Origin of the sequence: Profundibacter amoris (assembly GCF_003544895.1) — a bacterium.
GTDB classification, from domain to species: Bacteria; Pseudomonadota; Alphaproteobacteria; order Rhodobacterales; family Rhodobacteraceae; genus Profundibacter; species Profundibacter amoris.
The window spans coordinates 2,490,745-2,516,392 of sequence record NZ_CP032125.1 but is presented as its reverse complement, the minus strand read 5'-3'; the positions used below and the strand labels follow the sequence as shown (position 1 = coordinate 2,516,392).

Below are 25,648 nucleotides of genomic sequence, written 5' to 3'. Positions count from 1 at the left end.
CCGTTCGTTAGTTGCTTACGATATAGGCGTCTTTGAAGCCCATAGATTTGACTTTCCTCAGCATGGCCGTGCGCTCGGCGCGTCGTCCTGCCGGGCCAACCAGAACACGCCAGACAGTTTTGCCATTACTGGTCTGCTCATTTGCAGTGGCAAACAGTCCCACCTTGCGCATATCCTCGATCACCTTGTCAGCGTTTTCCTTGCTGCCGAATGTTCCCAGCTGGACATAGGGTTTTGCCAATTTGGACGGCGCAACCGCGGGTGCTGCCGCCGGTTTCGGGGTTGGTGGGGTTGGCCTTGCCACCGGCTTGCCTTCGGCTGCGTCAATGGCAGCCGCGGCCGAAGCAATCGGATCCAGAGGTTTTTCCTCTATGGCTTCCGGTGTATCCAGCGTTTCTTTGGTAGGGGCGGTTTCGGGTACGGGTTCCGGCGCGGGTTCGGGCGCCACTTCCTCGACCTTTTCACGTCGCAAGGCAACAATATCAAGTTTCACGGGCTGCCCGGCCAGCATTTTAAGTTCAGATGCAGCATCGGATGAAACCTGAATGCGCGGCCCCGGATTTTCCCGCTCGCGACGGAACAGGGCGCCGGTAATGGATTTTCCGTTTGCCTCGTTGCGTATGATAACGCGCAGCGGTTCTTTTACATCGGGATGCGCAACCCAGACCCCGCCCAAGGATGGCCGCCCATCCCATAGCCCGCTTTCGGTTTTGTGGAATAACTCTGGTGCTTCGACATCACGTTCGACGGATTTTCCCGGCCTTTGGCTGGCTACCGTTGTACCGTCTGCCTGTGCTTTGGGTTTGAAAGGATTGAATGTTTTGCCTTCTTCGCAGCCTGCCAATGTGATTGCCACACTTGCCAGAATAGTGAGCCGCCCGATTTTTCCCCATGTCACGCCAAATGTTCTTTTCATGCCTTGCCCTTTTTTTCTGCGCCCTCTACGTGGCGCTCAAATCCGATATTTCGGAAGCCCTACTCGATAATACGCGCGTTATTTGGCCGCGTTTTGCCTGCATATTAACGATACTGTTGTTTCAAGGGAAGGGCGCAGGTCGCCATAAGCGAATTTCCCCGCCATTTCAGTGCTTTCAGAATCACAAAAGCCACTTTATAGGTCGCGGCGTCGGAGGAGTGGCAGAGTGGTTGAATGCACCGGTCTTGAAAACCGACGTAGGTGAAAGTCTACCGTGGGTTCGAATCCCACCTCCTCCGCCACTTGCCTGCATTGAAACGCGGATATGCCCCGATGCGGGGGTGATTTTCTTTATGTTTCAAAGGGGTTTAGGTCTGGCGAGCGAACCTGCGAGAATGCCGGAACGCCTCGACACGCTCTCTAACCCCCGTTTCTCTCTTTCCGACCGAACCTCGGGCCGATTTGGTTCGGTCTACGAAAGGCCAATAAAACAAGGGTTTTTCGTGAATTTCGCGTCCGACCGGTTGCCGCGCCATCAAATCCTCTCACGCGATCAGAGAAAACAGAAATGGACGTGGTGGGGCGAAAACGTCTATATTACAGCATATTGTCGCGTCGGATGATTGCGATGAGGAACCATGACTTGTTGGCTTGGCGAAAGTCGGAAAAACAGCAGGATTTATTGGAATTTGAGCTATTGAACTGAACACAGGACTACGAAATTCATGCAGTTTATCAAGAACGGACCAGACATTCCTGAAGAACTGCTTGAGGCCCAGGAAGAAGGGCGGGTCGTATTCTTCTGCGGAGCAGGGATATCTTATCCGGCGGGCCTGCCTGGGTTCGGCGGTTTGGTTAATAAGATATACGATACCCTTGGCGTCTCGCCTACCGCCGTTGAAAAAACGGCCTTGGAAAACTTTCAGTATGACACGGCCATCGGGTTGCTTGAACGCAGTCATCCAGGAGGACGTCCAGCTGTCCGAAAAGCGTTGGCTGGTGCCTTGAAACCTGACTTCACAAGGCCGAAGACCACGCAAACTCATCAGGCGCTTTTAACGTTGAGCAAATGTCGTAGTGGGCAAACCCGACTGGTAACCACAAATTTTGACCGGATATTTGAGAAAGTCATCGTGGATGAAAAACTGAGTACGTCTACCTTTGCCGCACCTTTATTGCCCGTACCTAAAAACCGCTGGGATGGCCTCGTTTACCTCCACGGTTTGTTACCGGAGACCCCAGCGGATGATGATTTGAATCGGCTCATTATTTCCAGTGGGGATTTTGGGCTGGCCTACCTGACAGAGCGATGGGCCGCGCGTTTCGTCAGTGAGCTGTTCCGCGGATATACAGTTTGTTTCGTTGGTTACAGCATCAACGACCCGATATTGCGATACATGATGGATGCGCTCGCGGCCGACACTTTGATGGGAGAGGATTCGCCCAGAGCATTCGCTTTTGGGAATTATTACCCGGAATCGATGGCGGATGCCGTTGCACATGAGTGGGTTGCAAAAAATGTAGTTCCTATTTTGTATAAAGGAAAACGGTGTCACGATTATCTTCATGAGACATTGCATGCGTGGGCAGCGAATTACCGCGACGGGGTCAATGGGAAACAAGCTATTGTCAGCAAGTATTGCCAAATCGAGCCCGTCATAACGACAAAACAGGACGATTTTGTTGGCCGAATGCTTTGGGCCCTGAGTGACAAGACAGGACTGCCAGCAAAACATTTCGCGGATTTTGATCCTCTGCCCACATTTGATTGGGTTGAACCATTCACAGAAGACATTTTCAGGCACAAGGATCTTTCGCGCTTTGGGGTCCAAGCCAATAAGCAAGTGGATGTTGATCTATCTTTCAGCCTATTGCGCCGGCCATCTCCATACACCCGTGCGAATTTCATGGTACCGGTACAATTCGATAGCCGCAGTTGGAATGGCCTTGATGAAGCCATGAAGCACATGGCGCGATGGCTTGCTCGACACTTAGGAAATCCGGAGCTTTTCCTGTGGGTTATCGCTCGAGGCGGAAACCTTCACCCGCAGTTTGAATGGGAACTGAGACGGCAGCTGAAGGATGACCCGCCTTCGCCTTCGCTGCAGGTCTTGTGGGCATTGTTGCTTTCCGGACGCGTAAAATCCCTATCGAAGCACCATGACCTTTATTCGTGGGCGGGTCGACTGAAGGCACAAGGCCTCACTCCGACACTACGGTTCGAGATTCGCAATGCATTGGCTCCGGTTGCAAAAATCAGCCGACCCTATCGTTGGCCTGGCGCTAAAGGAACGCCTGAGGTAAGCGAAGCCAGCGTTTCCGACATTGCTCAATGGGAAATAGTTTTGGGAACGGATTATGCCCATTCCGCGTTGGATGCTGTGGGGAAAATAGACAAATGGGCTGATGCACTTCCAAATTTGTTGCCCGACGCGACAGCGTTGCTTCGAGATGCGCTGGACCTGATGCGAGAACTCGGTGGCGCGAGTGATCGGGAGGATTTGTCTTACATTCATCAGCCGTCGATTTCGGATCATGAGCAAAACAAAGACTTCAATGAATGGACCGCGTTGATCGTACTGACGCGTGATGCCTGGTTTGCTGCTGCGGATGCTGATCCCGAGATGGCAAAGATTGAGGTCAAGCGGTGGTTGGGAATTCGCTATCCCGTATTTCGCCGTCTGGCGTTCTTTGCTGCGGCACAAAGGCCGGATTTGATTGATGAAGGGCTGGCCCTTGGCTCGCTTTTGTCCGATGATCATTATTGGCTATGGACAAGCATGACACGGCGCGAAACCATTAGGTTGATTGCCTCGCTGTCAACGCGCATCTCGTCTGAGCAAAGCGATACTTTGCAGGCCGCCATTACTAATGGCCCCCCAACCCAGATGTTCCGTGAGGACTTGAACCCCGAGGATCTTCAACGCGCAAAAGACCGGATGCAATGGTTGCTCCTGGCAAAGTTCAGGGCATCTGGAGGCGTTCTGAATCGGGAAGCACAATCGGCATTTGATCGGCTTGAAGCCCAATACCCTGCTTGGCATATTGCCGAAGACGAACGTGATGAATTTTCCATTTGGACATCGGACGGCGAAGAGGATCGAATTGTTCGTCAGGCACCACACAATGCCGCCGAACTGGAAGCGTGGTTGGAAAAGTATCCGACGACAGATGATTTCCGCGAGTCCGATGATTGGCAGGAAATCTGCGCCAAAAAATTTCGGCTGGCAGCAGTTGCTTTGATCCGGCTGGCACGAAAAGGTGTTTGGCCTGTCGGCCGCTGGAGGCAAGCCCTTCAAGTCTGGTCAAACAATGAGTTTGCGGCGCGTTCATGGAAATGGTTTGGCCGCATTGTTTATGACATCCCAGAGCTGGAACTGAAGGAAATTACCCATCCAATCGCTTGGTGGCTGAAGGCCATTTCGAAAACAGTTTCTGGCGAGAGCGAACATTTTTTTGGTTTAGTTGGTAAAATACTCGATGCTTACCGCAACGATGCCGTCGAGATCGACGCGGAAATTATCAGTCATGCAATCAACCATCCAGTTGGTTTGGCAATCGAAGCGGTGATCAACTGGTGGTTTGCTCAAGGGCTTGAAGATGATCAGGGGCTGCACCTCGAGGTGAAGCCAATATTCGACGATATCTGTCGCGAGGATGCCCCAGGGTTGCGGTATGGCCCAATCATTTTGGCCGGCAGCTTGATCACGCTCTATCGGGTTGACAGTGAATGGACGAAGGAAAATCTTCTTCCCTATTTCGACTGGGAACAAGCGCCGGATATTGCCCCGGGAATGTGGATGAGCTTTCTGCATTCACCGCGCCTTTATTGGCCACTACTGGACGAGCTGAAAGAGGCATTTTTTGCAGTTCCGCAACATTTTGAAGAACTTGGCGACGTATACAGGAAACAGTATCTATCTTTCCTGACTTACGGTGCAATGGAGCCTGGGGGTTCGTTTGCGCGACAGGATTTCCGAAACGTAGTCAACGCGCTGCCAGTGGACGCGCTAGCTACTATAGCCGACACTCTGTTTCGCGCACTGCAGGGGGCGGGAGAACAGCGTGAGGATTACTTTGACAACCGGATCGCTCCGTTCTTCACGAACCTATGGCCGAAAACCCAGGAGGCCAAAACCCCCGCTGTCTCAAAGGCATTCTCTTTGCTGTGCGCTGTCGCAGGAGATGCTTTTCCAATTGCGTTGGAAATGCTCAAGGACTGGCTTCAACCCGTTGGGGATACCAACCTGGTCATCCATTTGATGCATAAAGCTGATTTCGTGGCAAGTTACCCAGAAGAGGCCCTCGACCTCCTATCTCGTATCATTGATGAAAATGACCAATGGTTGTCGGAAGATTTGAAAAAACTGATGCAATCGATTCAGGGTGCCGATCCAGGTTTTGGTCAAGATGAAAGGTTCCAAAGGCTAGTCGTTTTGCTGCAACAACGTGGCCATGAATGGCCTTGACCCAATGTTGCAATACCAGATTTGGGATGTGAGACCTCTTGGCAGGCGATACAAATCTTCTCGCTGTGTTCTATAGGTTATCAAACACCATTCCCTCCTGCTCCCCCCACGGTTTCGCTGCAATATCAATCAGATCGGAGATCTTCACAGCCGGGATTTCCTGCTTCACGACCAGCCGATCAACAACCATTGGTGCGAGATAGGCGATCCGGATCTGGCGGCTGACGAAGCGGTCGGACAGACCCTCGGCGGCCGCGAGATCGCTGATCGTGTTCGCCTCTCCGGTTTCCAGTTTCCGCCGCCATTCCCATGCGCGGGTCAGGGCGCGCAGGATGTGGGGATCCTGCTGGCGATCTTCGGCATCGAGCCGGTTCTCGGGCGGCAGGATCTGGGTGCGACCGTTGCGGCGGCGGTATTCCAGTGGCACGAAAATGCGGATGGTGTCTGGGGTGGTCATGCGCTTGCCTCCTGCCCAGTCATCAGTTCGCTGGCCAGCCCCTTCAACCCGTCGGCCCGCAGGTCGATCGATAACCCCTCGCCGGTGACGGTCACGCGTTGCACCAGAAGCTGAACGATACGGGCGCGCTCGGTGTGGAAAAGCTGGGTCCAGAGGTTGTCGAAATCCTGCAGGGCGGCGGCGACCTCGTTGGTATCGGTGCATTTACCCAGTTCTGTTGCCGTTCGGGCGGTAATTTCAGGCGAGCGCAACACGCGGCGCAACTCGCGCACCACGGCCCCTTCGACCATGCCGGCGGCGAGGCGCTGTGGCGCGGCCGAAGGCGCGGTGTGGCGGACCTTCAGGTAGTCGGTCGAGACGTAATAGCAGTATTCCTTGTGCTTTTTGCCGGTGTGATGCGGGGTCATGGCCGCACCGTTTTCATGGAAGATCAACCCGCGCAGGTAGGCGGGGTTCTTCGGTCGCCGTCCGCGCCGGTGCTTGCGGCCATTGGCTTTGAGCCGTTCCTGCACACGGTCCCATGTGGCCTGATCGACGATGGCTTCATGCTCGCCCTGAAAGCTCTTGCCCTTGTGGCGCGCCATACCCGCATAGACCGGATTTTGTAGCATGCGGATGACAAATTGTGAATTCGGTGGATTACCTGCCTTGGTGGTCACGCCCTTAGCCTGCAATTCCCGCGCCAGCAAGGTGCTGGAGCCGAGATCAATATAGCGCTCGAATGCTGCCTTCACGATCGCGGCCTCGGTGTTATGGGGCACAAGCTTGCGGTCCTGAAGCACATAGCCGAACGGCACGCTGCCGCCCATCCACATGCCCTTCCGGCGTGAGGCGGCGATCTTGTCACGGATGCGCTCACCGGTGACCTCGCGCTCGAACTGGGCGAAGCTCAGCAGGATGTTCAGCGTCAGCCGCCCCATGGAGGTGGTGGTGTTGAACGATTGCGTGACCGAAACGAAAGTCACCTGATTGCGGTCGAAAATCTCCACCAGCCTGGCGAAATCCATCAGCGAGCGGCTGAGGCGGTCGATCTTGTAGACCACGATCACATCGACCAACCCGTTTTCGATATCTGCCAGCATCTGGCGCAACGCGGGGCGTTCCAGCGTGCCGCCGGAGAACCCGCCGTCATCGTAATGCTCGCGCACCGCGACCCAGCCCTCGGATCGCTGGCTGGTGATATAAGCCTCGCAAGCCTCGCGCTGGGCATCCAGCGTGTTGAACTCCTGCTCCAACCCGTCCTCGGTGGATTTGCGGGTGTAAATGGCGCAGCGCAGTTTGCGGGTGGCTTGCAATGTTCCGTCCATCAGGCCCCGCCTTTCCGCGCACGACCAAGGCCGAAAAACGCGAACCCGTTCCAATGTTTGCCGGTGATGGTGTTGGCCACCTTGGAGAGCGATTTGTAACGCTGGCCGTCATAATCGAAGCCGTCGGGCTGGACCGTGACCACATGGGTGACGCCCTGCCATTCGCGGATCAGGCGGGTGCCGGGGATGGGTTTGCGATCGTCGAGCATCTTGGGCGTGCCGCCCAGCCGCTTGCCGTGCATCTCGGCCGACAGCGCCTTGAGCATCTGGCGGCTTTTTCTCGACAGCCCGCCATGGGTCAGTTCCTGAATGCGGTAGGCGATACGTATTTCCAGATAGGACCGGCTGTTATTGGGCGCGCCGGTGGCAAAAAGCCGTTCCCATTCTTCCTTCAGCTCGTTCACGCTCATGGTTTTCAGACCCGCGAGGCGGGAGAGAACAGTTTGGTCGGTGGTGGGTTTTTCACCCGGCTTGGGCGGGGATGAAGGGGTAGATATCATTCGCCACCCCCGATCCGGATCTTGGTACGCCGCCCTCGGCGGCTCCTGCTGACTACCTCGACATAGCGGAGCAAATCTGCTGCCGAGGCATCCGATTCCGGCTCGGCACCACGCATCCGCCGGATCCCCGCCGCCAGGATACGGCCCAGATCGGCAAGCCGCTCCTCCGTATCCATTCTGTCCACCGGAAAAGGGTCCGGCCCCACGACTTGTTCTTCCATAACGACCTTCAGAGAGTGAGTTGGTTTGGTCGTATGAAAGGGATGTGTGAGAGTATATCAAGTAATATCAACGGGTTGGCGTAACTGTGCGTGGCGGGGCGAAAACATTAGAAAGCTGATCAAAGGCTGGATGACCCTTCCTTCGATCTATCCCCAGATTTGATTCGCCCAAGTATCCGGTCAGTGACGAATTGCCGGTTTCACCATGTCGTCTGTATCAAGCCGCAGGGCGGCATGCCAAAGCGGTGTCTTGGTAAACACGGCATCTTCGACCCATTCCCCCATGTTGCGGTGTTCCGCCAAAAGACCGGTCCAGATCAGGGGGCGCAGGACCTGCGCGTAGAGGCTCACCAGATCGCGGTTGTATTGCTCCGTTGAATGGGTGCCATAAAACACGCGATCGATGTCGCGGCCAGTGATGCCGTTTTCAGCCTCGACATTCAGCACGTTCAGGAAGACATCCCAGTTGCCACGCGGTTGCTCCGGCATGCGCGCAAAGCGCAGGTGGTCGAACTCGAACAGATAGAACGGGGTGATGACGCCAAATAGCCGCCCGGGATGGTCAACCAGCGACTGGCCCGCCTTGGTCAGGCGGAAGCTGCTTTTGTAATGCCGCCCGATCTTGAGCGCGATCAGCGTGTCATGGATATCCATCAGCGGCCAGAAATCCATTTCGTTCAGCACCTTGTTGACGCTGAACAGTTCGGCCTCGGACAGCCGGGGCCAGTCGAACTCCGCCGCGGCCCAATGCACGAAGACCCGCTTGAAGGCCTTGGAGGGTGTCAGGCCGATCGGGCCGTTCTCGGCGATATAGGCAAAGGTCTTGCCGATGGCGCGTACCATTGGAGAATGCGCCAGGGCCGGATCGTCGTCATTTACGGTCACAAATTCTATCATGGTTTCCCCCGCATCAAATTGGCTCCGTCCCCTGGCTGAGGATGCCCAGATAATCGCTGTAGACGAACATGCGGCCCCGCTGTTTGCCAGTGATCTCGCGCAACAGGCCAAGGTCGCGCAGATGCTGGATGGATTTGGCAACCGTCGGGGCCGACATGCCGGTTTCGCGGGCCGCATCGGGAATGGCGATGATCGGTTTTTGCTGAAGCAACTGATGCACCCGCAGGGCCGAGGCCGCCGGTCGCCCGAGGCTTTCGATCTTGGCACGATCTTCCTCGAACAGCGACAGGATTTGCTTGGCGGCGTCCGCCGCCTGCAACGAGGTTTCGGTGATCCCGTCGAGAAAGAATTCGATCCACGCCTCCCAATCGCCATCCTCGCGCACCCGTTGCAGCAGATCGTAATAGTACCGGCGATGGGTTTTGAAATAGAGGCTGAGATAAAGGATCGGTTCCTTCAGAATGCCCTTGTCGCAGAGCAAAAGCGTGATCAGCAGGCGGCCAAGGCGGCCATTGCCATCGAGGAACGGGTGGATGGTTTCGAACTGCACATGGATCAGGCCGGCCTTGACCAGCGTTGGCACGGCGGGCGTATCGGCATGGATGAACGCCTCGAGATCGGACATCAGATCCAGCACCGCACTCGGTGGCGGGGGCACGAACAGCGCATTGCCCGGGCGGGTGCCGCCGATCCAGTTTTGCGAATGGCGGAACTGGCCGGGCTGTTTGGTGGCACCGCGCCCCTTGGCCAGCAGAATCTCGTGGATTTCGCGCATGAGGCGAAGGGAAATCGGAAAGCCGCTCCTGATCCGCTCCAAACCATGGTTCATGGCCGCCACGTAGTTCGACACCTCGACCACATCGTCGATCGGCACCCCCGGGGCTTCTTCGTTTTCGAACAACAGAAGGTCCGAGAGCGACGACTGCGTACCCTCGATCTGCGAGGACAGCAGGGCCTCCTTGCGGATATACATGTAGAGAAACAACGGGGTATCCGGCAGGATCGAGGCGATCCCGTCGAGCCGCCCCAGCGCCCGGTTGGCCCGTTCCAGCGGGCCATAGAGCTGATCCATCTGAACCATCGGTTCAGGAGGCAACGCAGGCGGAATGAGCGCCTTCGCCACCTCTCCGGCGGTTGAAATCGTGACGAGTTTGCCGAGACGAGATGAATTTTCCGATATCGTCATGGTTGTGCTTTGCGCCTTTCTTTGGCAATGTGCTTGTTAAAGGATAGCGAAGAATCGTTTCCTTGTCGAATTTCTAACGAAAGGTTCCGTATTTTCGGAGTGAACGAGCAGATTTTACTGCGTTCAGGCTTTCTTAAGAGGGTTGAAATGGGCCATGTCAGGCTGGGTCAAACGCCCGCAACAAAAAAATGGCGAGAAATCGTGGCATACTTGGAGGCCGGGGATGTATCTATTCCCGCGTTGGCCGATGCCGTTGCCGAAGCAACTGACAAATCCCTGATGAAGGCAGCAAAAGACCCAGCATTTATAGAAGCCTTGTGGCTTCTGGTTAAAATTCCACAGGCTGCGAGGTCCAAGAACTTTGCCCAAGAATTGAAGAATTTAGGGATAGCTGTCCCCGATTCCCCGTCGATTACCGATTTAGCGATCGGGTTCGATGCCGCGATCGAGGCCGCGCAACGGCGAAATAGCCCGAATACCACCGATCTGAGCGAAATGGCTAAGCATGCGGGTATCGCAGCATTGGATAGTTTGGCTCGGGAAAGCACACCATCCCTTTGGACGTCTGATCACGAAGATGAACGAACGACGGTGGCAACATTTTCTGCGCCCGAAAAATTCGCAGAACTGTCACAGCGATTTTTCACCAATCTGGTTGAGCACAATATCCAGTATTTTCTTGACCGCGAAATTCCCCGTCATGTCGGCCCGGGAAACTTTGTGCAGTCGGTGGGTGACATGGTTTCCTTTGATGGTGCGGTCAAGCGCCATTGTGCGGAAACGACAATCATCATGCGAGCCTTTGCCAAAGATTGGCTGGGTAAGAACGCCCATAACCTGAAAAAAGATATCTCGCGCAAGGATGTTGCAGGGTTTGCCCATGTCGCATTCAAGAAAATCAGGAAAGAATTGTCTATCAGGAGTGCCGCAAATGAACACGTTTAACTTTATCTGCGGCGGTGCCACCCCCGATTCTGATGCTGACGAATCAGGAAAGAATATCCAGTTGGATGTCCAGGGAGACCTGAGAAACGTCAATTTGAAGATCGAAGATATCAGCAAGGCAATGGTGAGTAACATTCCTGATGTTTTGCTGGATTTGCTTGAGGTTGCCTCATACGTTTACTGTGCAGACCAGCAATCTCGCCGCGGGACAGAAGTGTTGGCGGGGTATGGGAAAAATTGGCGACGGGTCATGAATTTCACGATTCCGTTGCGCGACCCTGAACGCTGGCAGAACGAATCGGTCATCAACGCTCTTTGTGAGACATTGGGGTTTTTGTCTGAAGATTCCTACGCCTTTTCTTTCGTAAAGGCGGGAAAACCCTTGGCTGAGAAGGAGATGTATTTCCCCGGGCTAAGCCAGGGAACATTTGACCCGGATGAAATTGCGTTATTTTCAGGGGGAGTTGACTCGTTTTCGGGAGCTGTCAGAGACCTCGTACAGGAAGGTAAGAAGCTGGTTCTCGTGGGTCACCATTCGGCAAATGCCGTATTCAAAGTCCAAAAAGAGCTTATTGAAGGCCTGAAACAAGGAAATCTGGCGAACCAGATATTTTATGTCCCGATCAACGTGACCAATACCAAGGTAAATGCGAGCGAATACACCCAGCGGACCCGCTCCTTTCTCTTTGCGTGTCTGGCTTTGGTCGTGGCACAGATGTTCAAGAAAGACGAATTCACTTTCTACGAAAATGGTGTTGTGAGCTTGAACATCCCGATAGCAAAAGATGTGCTGGGTGCCAGGGCCACGCGGACGACGCACCCAAAGGTTATTCGTGGTTTCGAAGAATTGTTCTCGGAGATATTGGATAAGAATATTGAAATAAGAACACCTTTCCAGTGGTTTACCAAGAAGGAGGTGACGCAAATTATACCTGCAAACGGGTTTGGGCACCTTCTTGGAAAAACCAACAGTTGTACCCGCCCGAGAACTTGGACGAAAAAGAAGCATCATTGCGGTGCCTGTTCGCAATGCATCGATAGAAGGTTCGCAATTTTGGCGGCAGGCTTGGAAGATTTGGACCCCGGGGATAGCTACAAGTTGGACCTGCTATTGGGCGATCGTAGCCAGGATCGTGATGTTCGCATGGCGCTTTCCTATGTGAAATTTTTCCAGACTTTTTCGTCATCAACGAAGGAAAGGTTTCTTTCGACAAATCCACAAATCACATCAGCACTCGGTGAATTTTCCGATCTTTCGGCGGATGAAGCGAAGGATCGGGTTTATGAATTGTATATGCGCCACTCCCTTGATGTTGTGGCCGTCATTGAAGATGGCTTGGTGCAACATAAGGGAAAACTTGCGCAAGGCGGAGAGGGGTTACCGGCAGGAGCCCTTTTGAGCATGTGCCTGAATCGTAGCCAAATCACTGTGGCACCACCGTCAGATTATGATGCGCAGGCAAAGGGTTTCATGGACCGCCTTGCAGCCCCAATTCTTGAATTTGCTGTGGATGAAAGGAACAACCATATCCTGTTCCACAACGGCCAGGCGCTCGAGGGTGCCAATTTCCAATTGGTTGAAAACTTGCTGGCCAATTTCCGATCAGCCAAGCGCGACGTGCAAACGATCGAATGCATCACTGCCCCTGATTTGGCTGGCGAACTCAAAATATCTGAACCTGCTTTGCGAACATTGCTGAGACGCTTGCGCGGCACCCTTAAACCGCTCGCCACGGATCTTGGCATTCCTTTGGATGAGAATAGTTTCATCGAAAATCTCCATGGCAAAGGTTACCGGCTCAACCCGAATCTGCGCGAAGTTGCCTTGGCCGATATCAAGAAAAAGGGGCCGCCACCGACAGAGCATTGAGGGCGATGTCACAAACCAACTGGCGTCATGTCACAATTGAACCGCTCGGGCCCTGATTTTTCAGGGCCTTTTTCGTGCGGCATGTCACAAAGAAAATTGAGCCTGATTATATAATCAGGCGGCCAAAACACTGAAATTAATGGGTAATTCCAGACGCCAAAACGTGTCTGGGAGAAACGCAACCATTAACTTCGTGGAGAGGCCCATGCCTGTCAGACATTTCAACCAGATCGAGCTTGCGGCTCGATGGAACATTTCACCGCGCACATTGGAGCGGTGGCGTTGGGCCGGTGAAGGCCCGCAATTCATCAAGCTTGGCGGGCGGGTCGTTTACCGGCTCGAGGATGTGGAGGCCTTTGAGGCCGAGCAGATCCGCCAGGCGACACCGAACGTCCCCCGGGCGATGGCGTGAGGGGGATGGACATGAATATTCCCAATCACATCACGCTCGAGGCGCTCAAGCACATGCCTGTGGGCGAAATCGCGGGTTTGCCGGCGGCAGAACTGGCGCGCCTGCAACAGGAAACCACCAAGGCGCTGCGCTCGGCCAAGATGGCCTGCGAGTGGCTCGATGGGGCGCTGGCGCTCAAATACGCCGATCAGGCCGACGATCTGCGCCGGACCGCGCAAAAAGATACCGGAACGGTTCGGTTTGCGGACGGCGAGATCATGGTCAAAGCCGACCTGCCCAAGCGCGTTGCCTGGGATCAGACACAACTGGCCCGCATGATCGAACGCATCCGGCAGGCGGGCGATGACCCCGCCGAGATCATCGACATCAGCTACAAGGTGGCCGAGCGCAAGTTCGCGGCCTGGCCCAGCTCGATGCAGGAGGCGTTTCGCGATGCCCGCACGGTTCACCCCGGCAAGCTGAAAATCACCCTGTCGGATGAGGGGGACGCGCAATGAGCCTTCCCATCATCAGCGCCGACGAGCGGTTGGTCGAGCAACGCGGTATCAAAGGCTGCATCTTTGGCAAATCCGGAATTGGCAAAACCAGCCTGCTCTGGACGCTCGATCCTTCCTCCACCCTGTTCATGGATCTCGAGGCGGGTGATCTCGCCATCGAGGGCTGGCAGGGCGACACGATCCGGCCGCGCACCTGGGCCGAGTGTCGGGATTTCGCGGTGTTCATCGGCGGGCCCAACCCGGCGCTGCGCGATGATCAGCCTTATGGCCCGGCGCATTACGCGGCCGTCTGCGAGCAGTTCGGCGATCCCGCCGCGCTCGAGAAATACCAGACCATCTTCATCGACTCGATCACCGTTGCGGGTCGGCTGTGTTTCGGCTGGTGCAAGGGCCAGCCCGAGGCGTTCTCGGAAAAGACCGGCAAGCCGGATGTGCGCGGGGCCTACGGGCTGCACGGCCGCGAGATGATCGGCTGGCTCACGCATCTGCAGCACACGCGGGCGAAAAACGTCTGGTTCGTCGGCATCCTCGACGAGAAGCTGGACGACTTCAATCGCAAGGTGTTCTCGGCCCAGATCGACGGTTCCAAGACCGGTCTGGAACTGCCCGGCATCGTCGACGAGGTCATTACTATGGCTGAACTCGCCGGTGATGACGGCGTGCCATATCGCGCCTTTGTTTGCCAGACGATCAACCCTTGGGGCTTTCCCGCCAAGGATCGCTCGGGTCGCCTCGCGCAGGTCGAAGAGCCGCATCTCGGCCATCTGATGGACAAGATCAGAACCCCCGGCGCGCCTGCTGCCGATCGGCTGACCTACACCCAATCCCCTGAGCCGGCCGCTTTGGCCGACCAGAACACATCCCCCAACTAAACGAAAAGGACCTGATCCATGACTGGACTCTGGAATGACTTTAACGACGCAAAAAGCAACATCAACCTGATCCCCAAGGGCACGCTGGCCAAGGTGCGCCTGACGATCCGCCCCGGCGGGTTCGATGACCCGAGCCAGGGCTGGACAGGCGGCTATGCCACACGCGGCTCGACCGGCGCGGTCTATCTGAACGGTGAATTCACCGTGCTGGAGGGTCAATATGCACGGCGCAAAATCTTCACGCTGATCGGGCTCTACAGCCCCAAGGGGCCGGACTGGGGCAATATGGGCCGCTCGCTGGTGCGCGGCATCCTCAATTCTGCGCGGGGAATTTCCGACAAGGACATGTCGCCCGAGGCGCAGGCGGCGCGGCGGATCGGTGGTTTTGCCGATCTCGACGGGATTGAATTCGTCGCCCGCATCGATGTTGGCACCGATGCCAACGGAGATGACAAGAACGAGATCCGTTCTGCGGTGACGCCAGACCACAAGGATTACTCCGCGATCATGGGTGCGATGGCACCGGCGCAGCCCTCGCAATCCTCGCAGGGTTCGCAACCCCCTCAGGCACCGTCGGCCACCGGCCGTCCGTCCTGGGCGCAATAGGAGGGTCCGGCCATGTTGCTCCGCCCCCGCCAGAAACTCTTTGTTGAGCGCAGCCTTCGTGCGCTCGATGAGCACGGCAATACGATTGCTGTGGCCAGCACCGGATTCGGAAAATCGATCACTTTGTCCGCGGTCATTGCCGGCTCTATCCAGGGAACCAAGGCCAAGGCTTGCGTGCTTGCGCATCGCGACGAATTGACCTCCCAGAACCGGGACAAATATCGCCGCGTCAATCCACAGCTGAGCACGTCGGTCGTTGATGCCAAAACCAAGAACTGGGCTGGCCAGACCACTTTTGCCATGGTCCAGACCCTGACGCGCCCAGCAAACCTTGCCGCCATGCCCAAACTCGATCTTCTGGTGATTGACGAAGCGCACCACGCAGTGGCTGACGGTTATCGACGCATCATCGACCGGGCTCGCGACGCCAATCCGGATTGTCGGATCTTCGGGGTCACGGCCACGCCAAACCGGGGCGACAAGAAAGGGCTGCGTTCCGTGTTCGACAACGTCGCCGATCAGGTGCGGCTTGGCGAGTTGATTGCTTCGGGGCACCTGGTGCCGCCGCGTACCTTCGTCGTTGATGTCGGCGTGCAGGACAAACTGCAGAATGTTCGCAAATCTGTCGCCGATTTTGACATGGGCGAAGTGGCGGAAATCATGGACCACGCGCCGGTGACCGACGAGGTTATCCGCCATTGGAAGGAAAAGGCTGGCGATCGCCAAACGGTGGTGTTTTGTTCGACCGTGGCCCATGCCGAAAACGTCGCCGAGGCGTTCAGCGCCGCTGGCGTGGCTACGGCCGTAATCCATGGCGATCTCGGGGCCGAAGAACGCAGGCATATTCTGGCCGCCTATGCTTCGGGTAAAACCCGCGTCATCGTAAATATTTCCGTCCTCACGGAAGGTTGGGACCATCCGCCCACTTCCTGCGTCGTGCTGCTGCGGCCCAGTTCATACAAATCCACCATGATGCAGATGGTCGGGCGGGGCTTGCGCACGGTTGACCCCGGTGAGCATCCGGGCGTTTTAAAGACCGATTGCATCGTGCTGGATTTTGGCACTTCGACCCTGTTGCACGGCTCGCTCGAGCAGGATGTCGATCTCGATGGCCGCGAGGGAAGTGGCGAGGCCCCGACCAAGGAATGTCCCGATTGCGAAGCCACCGTGCCGCTGGCGGTGATGGAATGCCCGCTTTGTGGCCACCTCTGGGAGCGCGACGAGGCCGACGGACCCACGGAGTTGTCCGAATTCGTCATGTCCGAGATCGACTTGCTGAAACGCTCCAGCTTCCGCTGGTGTGACCTGTTCGGCGATGATGCGGCCCTGATTGCCAACGGATTTGTCGCCTGGGGCGGTGTGTTTTTCCTGAATAGCCGCTGGCACGGGATTGGCGGACGGCAAAAGGAACGGCCCCGATTGCTGGCCGTGGGCGAGCGCACGGTTTGCCTCGCCGCCGCCGATGACTGGCTGAACACGCATGAGTCTGACGAGAGCGCCCATAAAACACGGCGCTGGTTGAACCAGCCGCCAACGCAAAAGCAGCTGCAATATCTGCCTGCTGAATACCGGCAGGATTTCGGTCTGACCCGTTATCAGGCCTCGGCGCTGCTGTCTTTTCGCTTCAACCGCAATGCCATCCGTTCGCTGGTGTTCGGGGCGGACAACGGTGGTCGCACCGTTCGCAACGGCGATGCAATCGGGAGGGCGGCATGAGACATGACCAACTTCCCAACGACAACAGACCGGCAACGTTTATGGCATCCGCGTGGCAAACTCTGTGCAGTCTGCCGGCAACCCACCCGTGGTTTTGGCTGGCGCGAACCACATCGCCGGAAACGCTCCCGCTCTTATTTCTGGTTCTGTTCGATGGCCTGTCAGGGTTTTTGGGCGGCTCGGGCCCACGCATCTTCAGGGTGGTCTGTGGCCATGGTTGATCTCACCGAAGAAGAACGCGCCGCCGTCACCGCCACCATGCAGCGTATCGCCCTGCTGATGGAGGAAATCGGCTGGCAGACGGAATTGGCCAATCTCACCGAGCCACAGGTCCGTGCCCTGATCGAGGAAGCCGTCGAGGGTTTCCGCGAGGCCATGGCCGACATCGCAAAATCGCAAGCATCGGAGATTCCGTTTTGACACTGGATTACAACCCGCGCCCCTCCATGGGTGAGCGCATCAACGATTTGGTCGATGCGGCGTTGATCGACGAGCGGGACAACGAAGTGCCACGCGACTATCTCGGGGCCTCCCGCCTCGGCGTACCCTGCGAACGGGCGCTGCAATTCGAGTTTGCGCAGGCCCCCAAGGATGACGGGGGCGATTTCAGCGGACAGGTTCTGCGCATCTTTGCCATCGGACATATGCTCGAGGACCTGGCTATTCGCTGGCTGCGGGCCGCTGGCATCGATCTGGTGACCGAGAAACCAGATGGGGGTTCGCAGCGGTCGCACCGCCAGTTCGGGTTTTCGGTCGCGGGCGGGCGTATTCGCGGCCATGTCGACGGGATCATTATGGGGGCCCCCGCCGCGCTCGGTTTGCGCATGCCCGCACTTTGGGAATGCAAAACCATGAACGCCAAAAACTGGCGTGCCTGCGTTAAGGACGGGGTCGCGATATCCAAACCGGTCTATGCGACCCAGATCGCCATCTACCAAGCCTATATGGAACCCAGCGTGCCGGGCATCAGTAACACCCCGGCGCTGTTCACCGCCATCAACAAGGACACGGCCGAGCTTTACCACGAACTGGTCCCGTTCGATGCCGCGCTGGCGCAGCGCATGTCGGATCGGGCCGTGCGCATCCTGCAGGCGACGGACGCGGGCGACCTGCTGCCCCGCATCGCCCAATCCCGAGATTTTTTTGAATGCCGGTTTTGCGCCTACGCCGACCGTTGCTGGAGGCAGGACTATTGAGCGACGACAACATCATCCATTTTAACCCGTGGAACGACTTCAACGACGCTGCCCCGCTTGATGATCCGTTCGGGGTGGAGCCCGACGCGGCACAGATCGCGACGTTCCTCGATGTGGTGTTCGGTTATTGCGAAGGCCTGATCCCCGTGCGCGGTTTTGTCGACAAGGGTCAAGGCAAGGATGGGAAACCGCATAATATCTGGATCGACGCGGATGATACCGCGCCGGAAAAGCTCGCGACCTTCGCCAATTGGGCGGCGCGTGAGGGTGCGGCGGTCTACGTGATTCCGGGCACTGTAGCCGAGCCGGGTCAGGCCAAATCGGCGGACGTTCTGCAAATGCAGGCCATCATCGTCGATCTGGATGCGGGCGATATTCCGGCAAAGCTGGAACACCTGGTCCGGTATCTGGGCCAGCCCACGCTGATCATTGAGAGCGGCGGGCGCACACCGGATGGGGCGACCAAGCTGCATGTCTGGTGGCAACTGACCGAGCCGGTTGAGGGCGAGGACTTGGCGAGGTTGTGCGCCTTGCGTGGTGAGATTGCCATCAAGGTTGGCGGTGACACCCATTTCCGCTCCGCCCACCAGCCGATCCGCGTAGCGGGTAGCGTCTATCACAAGGGCGGGTTCCAGCGGCTCGTGCAGATCCGCGAGCACAATGGCATCGAAGTCGATCTCGCCGATTTCGCCGAACTGGTTGCGGACATGCCGGCAATTCCCGGCGTTGGCATGCAACCCACACCGGAAACAGCGGACAAACCGGCCCTCGGATCGGTCCTGACCAACCCCGTTCACGAAGGCGGCACGGACGGTTGGACCCGGTTCGAGGGAGCCTCCGCCGCCATCGGCCATTTCATCCGGATGGTGCATGAGGGTCGTATGTCACCGGACGAGGGCTGGGAGGCAATCTGCGGCTACAACGCCGCCATGCTGCGCCCGAGTTGGCCTGAAGACCGCCTGAAGGCCGAGGCCGAGCGGCTCTGGGCCAAGCATGTGGAGAAGAACGGTCCGCCACTGCTGCGCACCAACAGTGCCAAAACCCCGCCGGAAATGTCAGCCTTCACGCTCGGCGAATTGCTGGACGACACCACCCCCATGCCCAAGGATATCATTGCGCCCCGCGTGTTGACCCCCGGCGGGCTGTTGGTGGTTGGCGGCGCGCCCAAGGTCGGCAAGAGTGATTTTCTGATCTCCTGGCTGGTGCATATGGCCGCCGGAGTGCCATTTCTAGGCTTCACCCCGCCACGCCCCCTGCGTGTGTTCTACCTGCAGGCCGAGATCCAGTATCACTATCTGCGCGAGCGGCTGAAACAGATCGCCCTGCCGCCCGAGGTGATCGTTGCGGCCCGCGACACCTTCGTGGCCACGCCCAAGCTGAAACTGCTGCTGGACGAGCAAGGCAGCGCCATGGCCGCCGCAGCCGTAAGGGAGGCGTTTCCGAGCGCTCCCGTTGATATTCTCTGTATCGACCCGATCCGCAACGTTTTTGACGGTGGCCCAGACGGCGGCGGTGAAAACGACAACGGCGCGATGATGTTCTTCCTGCGCGATCGCGTCGAGGTCCTGCGCGAGGCGGTGAACCCCGATTGCGGTGTGATCCTCGTTCACCACACCAAGAAGCTCGGCAAGCACCAGGTGAAAGAAGACCCGTTTCTGGCCCTGTCCGGGGCCAGTTCCCTGCGCGGATTCTACACCTCCGGCATCATCATGCACCGTCCTGACGAGGAAGCCAGCGAGCGCAAACTGGAAATCGAGCTGCGCAACGGACCAGCCTTGCCGTCCAAGCTGATCGACAAGGTCAAGGGCCAATGGGTCGAATTGAACCCGATGAACGAGCGCCTCGTGCGCAAGGATGTGGGCGCAAAACACGACGCCGAGCGGGTGCGCAAGGGGGATGTGATCCTCGGCATCCTGCTGGATGCGGCCAGTGACGGGCATCTCTACACCATCAACCAGTTTGCCGAGGCGTTTGAAAATACCGCTGGTCTGGGCGGCAAGGACACGATCCGCGAACGCCTGAATGTGCTTTCCACCAAAGGGTTCATCAAATTCCTGCGCGACGCAAAACCCTATGGCCTCGCGCCGTCGCGCTCCCGATTTGGCTATCTCTGCGTCGAGGGGATGGAGTTTCCCGGGGACGGTGAACAGGTCGATCCCGACACTGGCGAGGTGCAACCCGCCCGTATTCCGGTGCGCCCGACGCATTTCAAATCCCCTCGCACCGGGGCTCTGCTCGAGGTCGAAAACCCCGAAATCTGGGTCTATGCGCAGGAGGATCGGCCATGATTTTCCATGCCATGACGCTTGCGCGGTTTTGCGCTCCAGCCAGTTTGAGCCAGATGGGGCGGATTTCCGAAACTACCCCGACAAAATCCCGACAGACTACGCGCTACCCAGTTTGGACCAGTTTGGTTTCGCAACCCAAACTACCCCTGCAGCGTTACGCCCGAACGCGTCGTGCTTCGTCCCAACCAGATTGGGCGGGCGATCACGGTTTAAGCGTCCCAAACTGCATTTTCACCGGCAATAACAACCTCTTACATCTCGTTCCTAGTTTAGGGGGTGAAACCCACTCCTACGGAGTGGGAGGAGGACGCTGGCGGCTACGCCTTGCGTCTCCTCCTCCGGGCTCCGTTCCGGAGGGTTTCCGCGCATTGCATTCAACCACCAAGGAGACCCAGCCCATGGCTACCAAAAAACTTGCCCGCAGAATTCATTTCCAGCAGCCCCCGGATGTCGGCTTCGTCCTGATGCGGGAAGGTCAGCGCTATGAGTTGGTGGCGCACGAACCGCACATTCGCCGCGATGGTGCAGCGACAACCCTTTTGGTTTGGCGCAGTCATTGCTGCGATTGTGGCGTGGCTTTCGAGGTGGTCACGGGTCTGGTGGCGAACGGGTATTTCAACCGACGTTGCCCGGACCACCATCGCCCTGGCCGAGCCGTCACCATGGCCGGGCGAAAGCGTCGCCAGCGATTTCTCAAACGAAACCCGACGCGGAGGAAATCCCGTGTCTGAGCATTTCCAATTCCAGAGCAGTTCAAACAACAGGAGCCTACCGATGAACAATATTGATCCCACCCTTTGCAAGCCTGGGCCTACGTTGGCCACTCCAACCCCAACCCTCGGAGCCTTCCTTGCCCTCGACCTTGGCACCACCACGGGCTGGGCCATGCGCGGGCACGATGGCTTGATAACCAGCGGGACCGTATCGTTTCGCCCCAGACGCTTTGATGGCGGGGGTATGCGTTACCTGAGGTTCGTCAATTGGCTGACCGAGCTGGACCACCTCGCGGGGCCAATCGCAACCATCTGGTTCGAAGAGGTCCGCCGCCACGCGGGCACCGACGCCGCGCACGTCTATGGCGGGCTCATGGCCACGCTGACCGCCTGGGCGGAAATGCGGGGCGTGCCCTATCAGGGGGTGCCGGTTGGCACGATCAAGAAACACGCCACCGGCAAGGGCAATGCCAGCAAGGCCATGATGATCGAAGCCGCACAGGCGCGCGGTTACAGTCCTGCAGACGACAACGAGGCCGACGCCATCGCCATCCTGCACTGGGCGATGGAAACGAAGGGAGGCATGGCATGAACGGCATGAGGTTTACCCCGAGGGGCTATGGTGGCACCCGCCGCACGCCCGATCAGGTCAAGCGCGAGGGCTGGAAGGAACAGGGGTTGTTGGCCGTGGCGCTTGATGATGACCGGCTGACATGGCCGGAACGGGAATTGGTGCGCCAACTGGGCGAAAAGCTTTATGGCAAACGCCCGCAGGACGGGGAGGCGACGCGATGAATGACTGGACCATGACAAGGGTGCAGGACCGGCTGGAACTGGCGGCCGGAGTGTTCCGGCAGATGCCGGACGTGAAACCGCAGGGGTATTTCAACGCCTGGCCCGACTACCTCCACAGCTTCGCCGATCAGGTCGGACAGGAACCGAAAATGCGCCAACCCCGCCCAAGCCCGCGTATGATCTCGCAGGCCGACGAGGCCATGCTGTGGCTGCACTGGCTGGAGGCCGAGGATGCCAAACTGCTCTGGCTCCGCGCCAATGGCAAGCCATGGAAACCGATCTGCTGGCAGTTTGGACTGTCGCGCACCGCCGCAACCCGCCGGTGGCACTACGGGCTTGCAGTGATCGTCTGGCGGCTGAACGGGCGGAAGCCACCCTTGCGGCGGTCCATGGATTTTGTGATCAAACGGGCCAGAACCGGCCCGAGGGTGCGGTGATCGCGCGAGTGGTTGAATTATCAGGTTATAACACCTATTATAACCCCGCATCAAAGGAGAGCACCATGTCCAGCTTGAAACTCACCGGTATCGGAAATTCCGTCGGGGTTGTTTTGCCAAAAGACCTGCTGGCCCGTTTGCGGGTGAAGCGCGGCGATCGGCTCTATGCCATCGAGACCCCGAACGGGATCGAGCTGACCCCCTATGACCCCGCCTTCGCGGCCCAGATGGATGCGGCCGAGGAGATCATGCGCGAGGACCGCGACGTTCTGAAAAAGCTGGCCGAATGACGCCCGGACCTGTCTGGGTGCGCGCGGATGTTGTCGAGGCCATCCATCGGCGGCAACTTGCGGAACACGGCGGCGCGGAAGGTGTGCGGGACGCGGGCGCGCTGGCCTCGGCCCTTGACCGGCCCCGCAACCGCCTGACCTATGGCAACCCGCCGCCCGACCTTGCCGAACTGGCAGCGACCTATGGTTTTGGTATTGCGCGCAACCATCCGTTTGCCGATGGCAACAAGCGCACGGCCCTGATCGTGATGCGGCTGTTTTTGAAACTGAACGGCGCGGAGCTGGCGGCAACGGCGGGCGAGAAGTATGACCTGGTCATGTCTTTGGCAGCTGGTGATCTGACCGAGGTCGCACTGACCGAATGGGTGCGCGCGCATCTTGCGGAGTGATTTCCATGTGATACCTGTCAAGCAAAATCGTGTTTGCGGTACAATTTTCGGGTGTACACCGAAACGCGTGACACATTCGGCTTCGGGGGCTACAAATTGGACATAATCGCGAGAGACGTGGGCGGAAATGCCTGTCGTGGAAACGCAAGCGCGCATAGCTAACCCCTTGATATTGTACGGGTCCCTTCCTGTGCAAAACGTATACGGGGGGGCTAGGCGCGCAAGTTTCCCAGTGACGTTTGAAAAAACACCCGTTTCGTTTCGTTTTTACCATAACCTCAATGAAACAAGGGCGTGACGGCCCAAAAATCCCGCCTGAAACGAAACGGCCTCCCGGGGGCATTTCGTTTCGCACGCTGATGCGTTTCGTTTCGGCCCACCAACCCAAGGAAAAATCATGGACGTGATCGAACTGCCTCTCGGGCAGATCATTCCCTATGCGCGCAACCCGCGCCAGAACGAGAAAGCCATTGCCACGGTCGCGGCCTCGATTGCCGAATTCGGCTGGCGGCAACCGATCGTGGTTGACGAGAACATGGTTATTCTGGCCGGTCACACCCGGCTTGCGGCCGCGCAGCAGCTGGGCCTGAAATCCGCACCGGTGCATGTCGCCAAGGGGTTGAGCGAAACGCAGGCGCAGGCGTTCCGGATCATGGACAACCGCTCGGCGGAAAATGCCGATTGGATGGAAGATCTGTTGAGCCTTGAATTGGGCGATCTGCTGGACGCGGATTACGATCTGGAACTGACCGGTTTTACCGACGAGGAATTGAACAGCCTGCTGTCCGGTCTGGACGGGGAAAATGACGGAGAGGGCGAAGACGACATTCCCGAACCGCCCGAGGATCCGATCAGCCGACCGGGGGATTTGTGGGTGCTGGGCAACCACCGCCTGTTGTGCGGCGATGCCACGGTGGCCACCGATGTCGAGCGGGTGCTGGCGGATGCCAAGGCAAATCTCTGTTTTTGCGACCCGCCCTATAACGTCGATTACGCCGGTGGAGCGGGGGCTGAACAGGCAGGCAAGGGGCGGCGGATCAAGAACGATGCGCTTGGCGATGCTTTCGGCCAGTTCCTTTATGATGCCTGCCTGCTGATCAACACCCATACCAATGGAGCGGTTTACATCTGCATGTCCTCGAGCGAATTGCACACGTTGCAGGCCGCCTTCACCAAGGCCGGCGGGCATTGGTCGACCTTTGTGATCTGGGCCAAGAACCGCTTCACGCTGGGTCGGTCGGACTATCAGCGCCAGTATGAGCCTATCCTCTATGGCTGGCCCGAAGGTGTGAAACGCCGCTGGTGCGGCGCGCGTGATCAGGGCGACGTGTGGAACATCAACCGCCCGACCAAAAATGATCTGCACCCGACCATGAAGCCGGTCAGCCTTGTGGAGCGCGCCATTCAAAATTCCAGCCGCAAGGGCGATCTGGTGTTTGACCCGTTCGGGGGCAGCGGCACGACCCTAATTGCGGCTGAAAACACGGGGCGCAAGGCGGCTTTGCTGGAGCTCGACCCGAAATATGTCGATGTGATTGTCGAGCGCTGGCAACGGCTGACAGGTCAAGCCGCAACGCTGGATGGCACAGATCAGACCTTCGCCGAGCTGGCGGACAAGAAACGCTGAGACCCGTGAATGAGTTGGCTCTATCTTCCCGAAGCTGCGACGCCTTCTTCGGCCTCTCGCTGTGCGCCGGAGCTGGCGGGATCGACCTCGGCCTCACCATCGCATGCCCCGGGTATCGCACTGTCTGTTACGTTGAGCGGGAAAGTTACGCTGCGGCCACCCTCGTGGCGCGGATGGAAGACAAGGCCCTGGATAAAGCACCTGTCTGGGACGATGTTGGAACCTTCGACGGCCGACCGTGGCGTGGAACGGTGGATTTTATCAGCGGCGGATATCCGTGTCAGCCTTTTTCCGTCGCGGGCAAACGCAAGGGGGTCAACGATCCCCGCCATCTATGGCCACACTTCGCGCGGATCATCGGTGAATGCCAACCCGAATGGGTGTTTCTGGAAAACGTCGCCAATCATCTCAACCTCGGATATCGCGAGGTCCGATGCGAGTTGGAAAACTTGGGCTACCGGGTTACGGAAGGACTCTTTACGGCGGCAGAAGTTGGCGCGCCGCACAAGCGCCAGCGGCTGTTCATCCTTGCCAGGCGAAACCAACTGGCCGACACCGAGGGCCAGCGCCAACGAGAACCGGCAGACGAAACCGACGCCATCGCAACTGGCCGGAAAACACGGGATGAATCTCGCGACCAAAGCGGCGATGTGGCCCACACCCCAGACCGACAGTTTCCGGACACGGGGCGGAGCACGCAAAAACGAAAAGGGGCTGGACCGCATGGCGCGGGACTGGCCAACGCCGATGGCGAGCGACGGCTGCAAGCCGAGCGGCGGCAATCGCCGCACTGCCGACCTGACCCATGTGGCGGGGATGTGGCCGACCCCGCTGGCGCGGGACTGGAAAGGAACGAACAGCCCGGAGCATGTGAAACAGCAACCACCAGCGCGCAATCACATGGATCAACTGGCGAATTTTGCCGTGTATTCCCGCCAGGCCCGGACGATCTCGCAGGCTGGCGAGACTACCTGCGATCAGCGCCGCAGCTTGAACCCGGCCTTTGTCGAGGCGCTGATGGGCTGGCCCACAGGGTGAACCG

26 protein-coding genes, 1 tRNA gene and 1 pseudogene are annotated in these 25,648 nt (G+C 57.9%); 20 read left to right on the top strand and 8 right to left on the bottom strand.

Annotation, left to right across the window (positions count from 1 at the left end; genetic code table 11):
* Positions 1 to 7 precede the first annotated feature (7 nt).
* The gene (locus tag BAR1_RS12520; RefSeq protein ID WP_118943325.1) at positions 8 to 916 is read right to left on the bottom strand and encodes an SPOR domain-containing protein; all 909 of its coding nucleotides are present in this window, start codon (positions 914 to 916) and stop codon (positions 8 to 10) included.
* A 212-nt stretch (positions 917 to 1,128) separates the two neighbouring features.
* Here BAR1_RS12520 and BAR1_RS12515 point away from each other — a divergent pair.
* A tRNA-Ser gene (locus BAR1_RS12515) sits at positions 1,129 to 1,218 on the top strand.
* 423 nt (positions 1,219 to 1,641) lie between these two features.
* The gene (gene dsr1, locus BAR1_RS12510; protein WP_118943324.1) at positions 1,642 to 5,385 is read left to right on the top strand and encodes an anti-phage defense-associated sirtuin Dsr1; all 3,744 of its coding nucleotides are present in this window, start codon (positions 1,642 to 1,644) and stop codon (positions 5,383 to 5,385) included.
* A gap of 70 nt (positions 5,386 to 5,455) precedes the next feature.
* On the opposite strand, the gene BAR1_RS12505 is transcribed toward dsr1, so the two are convergent.
* The 6 genes from BAR1_RS12505 to BAR1_RS12480 all read right to left on the bottom strand — a co-directional run bounded on the left by BAR1_RS12505 (position 5,456) and on the right by BAR1_RS12480 (position 9,953).
* A complete protein-coding gene (locus BAR1_RS12505; RefSeq protein WP_118943323.1) occupies positions 5,456 to 5,842 on the bottom strand; it encodes a hypothetical protein in 387 nt (128 codons plus the stop codon).
* Positions 5,839 to 7,149, bottom strand: coding sequence for a recombinase family protein (locus BAR1_RS12500; RefSeq protein WP_118942346.1), 1,311 nt, complete (start codon positions 7,147 to 7,149; stop codon positions 5,839 to 5,841). Before BAR1_RS12500 ends, BAR1_RS12505 begins: the two co-directional genes overlap by 4 nt.
* On the bottom strand, positions 7,149 to 7,649 hold the full coding sequence (locus BAR1_RS12495; protein WP_118943322.1) for a DUF2924 domain-containing protein: 501 nt from the start codon (positions 7,647 to 7,649) through the stop codon (positions 7,149 to 7,151). Before BAR1_RS12495 ends, BAR1_RS12500 begins: the two co-directional genes overlap by 1 nt.
* Positions 7,646 to 7,870, bottom strand: coding sequence for a hypothetical protein (locus tag BAR1_RS12490; protein WP_118943321.1), 225 nt, complete (start codon positions 7,868 to 7,870; stop codon positions 7,646 to 7,648). Before BAR1_RS12490 ends, BAR1_RS12495 begins: the two co-directional genes overlap by 4 nt.
* A gap of 180 nt (positions 7,871 to 8,050) precedes the next feature.
* Positions 8,051 to 8,767 (bottom strand): hypothetical protein, encoded by a 717-nt coding sequence (locus tag BAR1_RS12485; protein ID WP_118943320.1) that lies wholly within the window; start codon positions 8,765 to 8,767, stop codon positions 8,051 to 8,053.
* A 13-nt stretch (positions 8,768 to 8,780) separates the two neighbouring features.
* Positions 8,781 to 9,953: a Fic family protein gene (locus BAR1_RS12480; protein WP_118943319.1), complete on the bottom strand. Its 1,173-nt coding sequence runs from the start codon at positions 9,951 to 9,953 to the stop codon at positions 8,781 to 8,783.
* Positions 9,954 to 10,100: 147 nt separating this feature from the next.
* Between BAR1_RS12480 and BAR1_RS12475 the strand changes: the two genes are divergently transcribed.
* From BAR1_RS12475 to BAR1_RS12430, 10 genes are all read left to right on the top strand, one after another.
* Complete coding sequence (locus BAR1_RS12475; protein WP_118943318.1) at positions 10,101 to 10,898, top strand: hypothetical protein; 798 nt, start codon at positions 10,101 to 10,103, stop codon at positions 10,896 to 10,898.
* Positions 10,885 to 12,768, top strand: coding sequence for a 7-cyano-7-deazaguanine synthase (locus BAR1_RS12470; protein ID WP_162891776.1), 1,884 nt, complete (start codon positions 10,885 to 10,887; stop codon positions 12,766 to 12,768). The genes BAR1_RS12475 and BAR1_RS12470 overlap by 14 nt, the downstream gene beginning before the upstream one ends.
* A gap of 205 nt (positions 12,769 to 12,973) precedes the next feature.
* Positions 12,974 to 13,180: a helix-turn-helix transcriptional regulator gene (locus BAR1_RS12465; protein WP_118944474.1), complete on the top strand. Its 207-nt coding sequence runs from the start codon at positions 12,974 to 12,976 to the stop codon at positions 13,178 to 13,180.
* 11 nt (positions 13,181 to 13,191) lie between these two features.
* Positions 13,192 to 13,677, top strand: a complete 486-nt coding sequence (locus BAR1_RS12460) for a hypothetical protein (protein WP_118944473.1) — start codon at positions 13,192 to 13,194, stop codon at positions 13,675 to 13,677.
* Entirely contained in the window at positions 13,674 to 14,549 is an 876-nt protein-coding gene (locus BAR1_RS12455) for an ATP-binding protein (RefSeq protein WP_118943316.1), read from the top strand. Before BAR1_RS12460 ends, BAR1_RS12455 begins: the two co-directional genes overlap by 4 nt.
* 18 nt (positions 14,550 to 14,567) lie before the next feature.
* Complete coding sequence (locus BAR1_RS12450) at positions 14,568 to 15,155, top strand: hypothetical protein (RefSeq protein WP_118943315.1); 588 nt, start codon at positions 14,568 to 14,570, stop codon at positions 15,153 to 15,155.
* Between the two features lie 12 nt (positions 15,156 to 15,167).
* The gene (locus BAR1_RS12445) at positions 15,168 to 16,871 is read left to right on the top strand and encodes a DEAD/DEAH box helicase (protein ID WP_118943314.1); all 1,704 of its coding nucleotides are present in this window, start codon (positions 15,168 to 15,170) and stop codon (positions 16,869 to 16,871) included.
* A gap of 213 nt (positions 16,872 to 17,084) precedes the next feature.
* Complete coding sequence (locus BAR1_RS12440; protein ID WP_118943313.1) at positions 17,085 to 17,291, top strand: DUF6511 domain-containing protein; 207 nt, start codon at positions 17,085 to 17,087, stop codon at positions 17,289 to 17,291.
* Positions 17,288 to 18,067 carry a hypothetical protein gene (locus BAR1_RS12435; protein ID WP_228408554.1) on the top strand — a complete coding sequence of 260 codons (780 nt, stop codon included), beginning with the start codon at positions 17,288 to 17,290 and terminating at the stop codon, positions 18,065 to 18,067. The genes BAR1_RS12440 and BAR1_RS12435 overlap by 4 nt, the downstream gene beginning before the upstream one ends.
* Entirely contained in the window at positions 18,028 to 20,355 is a 2,328-nt protein-coding gene (locus tag BAR1_RS12430) for an AAA family ATPase (protein ID WP_407681515.1), read from the top strand. Before BAR1_RS12435 ends, BAR1_RS12430 begins: the two co-directional genes overlap by 40 nt.
* 374 nt (positions 20,356 to 20,729) lie before the next feature.
* Here BAR1_RS12430 and BAR1_RS12425 read toward each other — a convergent pair whose 3' ends face one another.
* On the bottom strand, positions 20,730 to 21,116 hold the full coding sequence (locus BAR1_RS12425) for a hypothetical protein (RefSeq protein ID WP_118943311.1): 387 nt from the start codon (positions 21,114 to 21,116) through the stop codon (positions 20,730 to 20,732).
* Positions 21,117 to 21,258: 142 nt separating this feature from the next.
* Here BAR1_RS12425 and BAR1_RS12420 point away from each other — a divergent pair, with 142 nt between their 5' ends.
* The 8 genes and pseudogenes from BAR1_RS12420 to BAR1_RS18225 all read left to right on the top strand — a co-directional run bounded on the left by BAR1_RS12420 (position 21,259) and on the right by BAR1_RS18225 (position 25,644).
* Positions 21,259 to 21,660: a hypothetical protein gene (locus BAR1_RS12420; RefSeq protein ID WP_323368575.1), complete on the top strand. Its 402-nt coding sequence runs from the start codon at positions 21,259 to 21,261 to the stop codon at positions 21,658 to 21,660.
* On the top strand, positions 21,657 to 21,863 hold the full coding sequence (locus BAR1_RS12415; protein ID WP_456107143.1) for a hypothetical protein: 207 nt from the start codon (positions 21,657 to 21,659) through the stop codon (positions 21,861 to 21,863). Before BAR1_RS12420 ends, BAR1_RS12415 begins: the two co-directional genes overlap by 4 nt.
* Complete coding sequence (locus BAR1_RS12410; protein ID WP_118943310.1) at positions 21,860 to 22,300, top strand: DUF6362 family protein; 441 nt, start codon at positions 21,860 to 21,862, stop codon at positions 22,298 to 22,300. Before BAR1_RS12415 ends, BAR1_RS12410 begins: the two co-directional genes overlap by 4 nt.
* A gap of 65 nt (positions 22,301 to 22,365) precedes the next feature.
* On the top strand, positions 22,366 to 22,590 hold the full coding sequence (locus BAR1_RS12405; RefSeq protein WP_118943309.1) for an AbrB/MazE/SpoVT family DNA-binding domain-containing protein: 225 nt from the start codon (positions 22,366 to 22,368) through the stop codon (positions 22,588 to 22,590).
* Positions 22,587 to 22,979: a type II toxin-antitoxin system death-on-curing family toxin gene (locus BAR1_RS12400; protein ID WP_118943308.1), complete on the top strand. Its 393-nt coding sequence runs from the start codon at positions 22,587 to 22,589 to the stop codon at positions 22,977 to 22,979. Before BAR1_RS12405 ends, BAR1_RS12400 begins: the two co-directional genes overlap by 4 nt.
* 397 nt (positions 22,980 to 23,376) lie before the next feature.
* Positions 23,377 to 24,606 (top strand): DNA modification methylase, encoded by a 1,230-nt coding sequence (locus BAR1_RS12395; RefSeq protein WP_118943307.1) that lies wholly within the window; start codon positions 23,377 to 23,379, stop codon positions 24,604 to 24,606.
* A gap of 5 nt (positions 24,607 to 24,611) precedes the next feature.
* Positions 24,612 to 25,208: pseudogene (locus BAR1_RS18230) on the top strand (DNA cytosine methyltransferase); the annotation flags it as partial.
* A gap of 22 nt (positions 25,209 to 25,230) precedes the next feature.
* On the top strand, positions 25,231 to 25,644 hold the full coding sequence (locus BAR1_RS18225) for a hypothetical protein (protein WP_228408880.1): 414 nt from the start codon (positions 25,231 to 25,233) through the stop codon (positions 25,642 to 25,644).
* The last annotated feature ends 4 nt before the right edge of the window (positions 25,645 to 25,648 follow it).

What these genes read in the sequence shown, in the direction of transcription:
- BAR1_RS12520 (WP_118943325.1), bottom strand. Translation starts at nt 916, where the DNA reads ATGAAAAGAACATTTGGCGTGACATGGGGAAAAATCGGGCGGCTCACT.
- dsr1 (WP_118943324.1), top strand. Translation starts at nt 1,642, where the DNA reads ATGCAGTTTATCAAGAACGGACCAGACATTCCTGAAGAACTGCTTGAG.
- BAR1_RS12505 (WP_118943323.1), bottom strand. Translation starts at nt 5,842, where the DNA reads ATGACCACCCCAGACACCATCCGCATTTTCGTGCCACTGGAATACCGC.
- BAR1_RS12500 (WP_118942346.1), bottom strand. Translation starts at nt 7,149, where the DNA reads ATGGACGGAACATTGCAAGCCACCCGCAAACTGCGCTGCGCCATTTAC.
- BAR1_RS12495 (WP_118943322.1), bottom strand. Translation starts at nt 7,649, where the DNA reads ATGATATCTACCCCTTCATCCCCGCCCAAGCCGGGTGAAAAACCCACC.
- BAR1_RS12490 (WP_118943321.1), bottom strand. Translation starts at nt 7,870, where the DNA reads ATGGAAGAACAAGTCGTGGGGCCGGACCCTTTTCCGGTGGACAGAATG.
- BAR1_RS12485 (WP_118943320.1), bottom strand. Translation starts at nt 8,767, where the DNA reads ATGATAGAATTTGTGACCGTAAATGACGACGATCCGGCCCTGGCGCAT.
- BAR1_RS12480 (WP_118943319.1), bottom strand. Translation starts at nt 9,953, where the DNA reads ATGACGATATCGGAAAATTCATCTCGTCTCGGCAAACTCGTCACGATT.
- BAR1_RS12475 (WP_118943318.1), top strand. Translation starts at nt 10,101, where the DNA reads ATGGGCCATGTCAGGCTGGGTCAAACGCCCGCAACAAAAAAATGGCGA.
- BAR1_RS12470 (WP_162891776.1), top strand. Translation starts at nt 10,885, where the DNA reads ATGAACACGTTTAACTTTATCTGCGGCGGTGCCACCCCCGATTCTGAT.
- BAR1_RS12465 (WP_118944474.1), top strand. Translation starts at nt 12,974, where the DNA reads ATGCCTGTCAGACATTTCAACCAGATCGAGCTTGCGGCTCGATGGAAC.
- BAR1_RS12460 (WP_118944473.1), top strand. Translation starts at nt 13,192, where the DNA reads ATGAATATTCCCAATCACATCACGCTCGAGGCGCTCAAGCACATGCCT.
- BAR1_RS12455 (WP_118943316.1), top strand. Translation starts at nt 13,674, where the DNA reads ATGAGCCTTCCCATCATCAGCGCCGACGAGCGGTTGGTCGAGCAACGC.
- BAR1_RS12450 (WP_118943315.1), top strand. Translation starts at nt 14,568, where the DNA reads ATGACTGGACTCTGGAATGACTTTAACGACGCAAAAAGCAACATCAAC.
- BAR1_RS12445 (WP_118943314.1), top strand. Translation starts at nt 15,168, where the DNA reads ATGTTGCTCCGCCCCCGCCAGAAACTCTTTGTTGAGCGCAGCCTTCGT.
- BAR1_RS12440 (WP_118943313.1), top strand. Translation starts at nt 17,085, where the DNA reads ATGGTTGATCTCACCGAAGAAGAACGCGCCGCCGTCACCGCCACCATG.
- BAR1_RS12415 (WP_456107143.1), top strand. Translation starts at nt 21,657, where the DNA reads ATGAACGGCATGAGGTTTACCCCGAGGGGCTATGGTGGCACCCGCCGC.
- BAR1_RS12410 (WP_118943310.1), top strand. Translation starts at nt 21,860, where the DNA reads ATGAATGACTGGACCATGACAAGGGTGCAGGACCGGCTGGAACTGGCG.
- BAR1_RS12405 (WP_118943309.1), top strand. Translation starts at nt 22,366, where the DNA reads ATGTCCAGCTTGAAACTCACCGGTATCGGAAATTCCGTCGGGGTTGTT.
- BAR1_RS12400 (WP_118943308.1), top strand. Translation starts at nt 22,587, where the DNA reads ATGACGCCCGGACCTGTCTGGGTGCGCGCGGATGTTGTCGAGGCCATC.
- BAR1_RS12395 (WP_118943307.1), top strand. Translation starts at nt 23,377, where the DNA reads ATGGACGTGATCGAACTGCCTCTCGGGCAGATCATTCCCTATGCGCGC.
- BAR1_RS18225 (WP_228408880.1), top strand. Translation starts at nt 25,231, where the DNA reads ATGAATCTCGCGACCAAAGCGGCGATGTGGCCCACACCCCAGACCGAC.